Here is a 1,748-nt window from a genome sequence, read left to right on the forward strand (position 1 = left end):
CGTCGGTGCCAAGACTATCGGCGGCTGCGCTGCCCCTCATTGCCCTGCCGGGCATTTCTCGCCGTGAACGGGGAGAAAGAAGCTGGCCGCGACCTCGGCGGTCATACTGCAACGTTGGTGATTGGCGAAATCGGCGATGCCAGGTCCCTTCTCCCCGTTCACGGGGAGAAGATGGCGGCAGCCAGATGAGGGGCAGCGCCGGCGGTGGAAATTGAGTAGCTCAGCTCAACGAAAAAACAAAAACCCCGCAACCAAGAACGTCGGGATCAGCACCGCACCCGACCACGCCATATAGCCGAAGAAGCCGGGCATGTTGAAGCCGCGATGCCGGGCGATGGCAAAGACCATGAAGTTCGGCGCATTGCCGATATAGGTGTTGGCGCCCATGAATACGGCGCCCGCCGAGATCGCGGCCAATGTCGAGGCGGCCTCGGTCATCAAGTGGTTCGCATCGCCGCCGGCGAGCTCGAAGAACACGAGATAGGTCGGCGCATTGTCGAGGAACGACGACAACGCCCCGGTCAGCCAGAAATAGGCGAGGTTGTTCGGCTGGCCGTCGGCGGATGTGACCAGGGCCACCAGCGGCGCCAGCGCGCCGTCATGGCCGGCCCGCAGGATTGCGATCACCGGCACGATGCAGGTGAAGATGCCGGCAAAGAGTTTCGCCACCTCGGCGATTGGCTCCCAGGTGAAGCCGTTCGCCTCGCGGTGGCTCTTGTACGACACCTTGAGGGACAGCAGAGCAAGCGCCAGGATGATGGCGTCGCGCACCAGGTTCTGCAGCTCGAGGCCGACGCCGAGGATCGGGATGCTGACGCCCGGCTTCCAGCTCGCCGAAAGCAGGATCGCGCCGATCACGCCGGCAAGCAGCGGCAGGTTGGCAAGGCCGCGCAGGCGCACCCTCGTGTCCGGCGTCGGATCCTTGATCTTCGGCATGCCGCCCTCGCGGCGATGCAGCACGATATCGAGCGCCAGGAAGACGACGAGCACCAGCCCGCCGGTGACCAGCGTCTCTCGCCACAGATTCGCGGTCGTCCAGAAGAAATCGACGCCGCGCAGGAAGCCGACGAACAAAGGCGGGTCGCCGAGCGGCGTCAACGAGCCGCCGATATTGGAGACCAGGAAGATAAAGAAGATCACCACATGGGCGTTGAACGGCCGGTTGTCGTTGGCGCGCAGCATCGGCCGGATCAGGACCATCGAGGCGCCGGTCGTGCCGATCACCGAGGCAAGCAGGGCGCCGATGAGCAGCAGGCCGGCATTGGTGAGCGGCGTGCCATGGATGTTGCCGGCAAGCAGGATGCCGCCCGAGATGGTGTAAAGCGCGAACAAGAGGATGATGAAAGACAGATATTCGGTAAGCAGCGTGTGCAGCACCGCTTCGCCTGCCGACGGAAGCCCGAAGGCAATCGTCAGCGGCACCACCGCCAGCATGGCCCATGCACCGGCGATCTTGCCGTAATGATGCTCCCAGGCATGCGGGAAAAGCAGCGGTCCGGTCGCGATCGACAACAGCAGGCCGGCAAAAGGCAATCCCCACCACAGCGGCATCGCGGCCCCGGGCAGCCCGTGGATTTCGGCGGCGAGAGCCTGGGATGGAAACAGCGTTGCGATGGCGAGCGCGGCGAAGTATGGAAAAAGCTCCCTCATCCGGCCGCTCCGCGCGCCTTCTCCTTCTCCCCTTGTGGGAGAAGGTGGATCGGCGCGCAGCGCCGAGACGGATGAGGGGTGTTCCAGCGGAGTGAGAC

General features: G+C 64.4%; 2 protein-coding genes. One reads left to right on the forward strand and one right to left on the reverse strand.

The window, feature by feature from the left end:
* Nucleotides 1-189 (forward strand): hypothetical protein (locus FJ980_RS35115; RefSeq protein WP_210243776.1); only part of this gene is annotated, 189 nt, incomplete at its 5' end.
* 36 nt (nucleotides 190-225) lie between these two features.
* Here FJ980_RS35115 and FJ980_RS30570 read toward each other — a convergent pair.
* The gene (locus FJ980_RS30570) at nucleotides 226-1,650 is read right to left on the reverse strand and encodes a sodium:proton antiporter (RefSeq protein ID WP_140547307.1); all 1,425 of its coding nucleotides are present in this window, start codon (nucleotides 1,648-1,650) and stop codon (nucleotides 226-228) included.
* Nucleotides 1,651-1,748 lie beyond the last annotated feature (98 nt).

Source organism: Mesorhizobium sp. B1-1-5, assembly GCF_006443065.1.
Taxonomy (GTDB): domain Bacteria; phylum Pseudomonadota; class Alphaproteobacteria; order Rhizobiales; family Rhizobiaceae; genus Mesorhizobium.

Coding starts and splice junctions, on each gene's coding strand:
- FJ980_RS30570 (WP_140547307.1), bottom strand. CDS start 1,650: ATGAGGGAGCTTTTTCCATACTTCGCCGCGCTCGCCATCGCAACGCTG.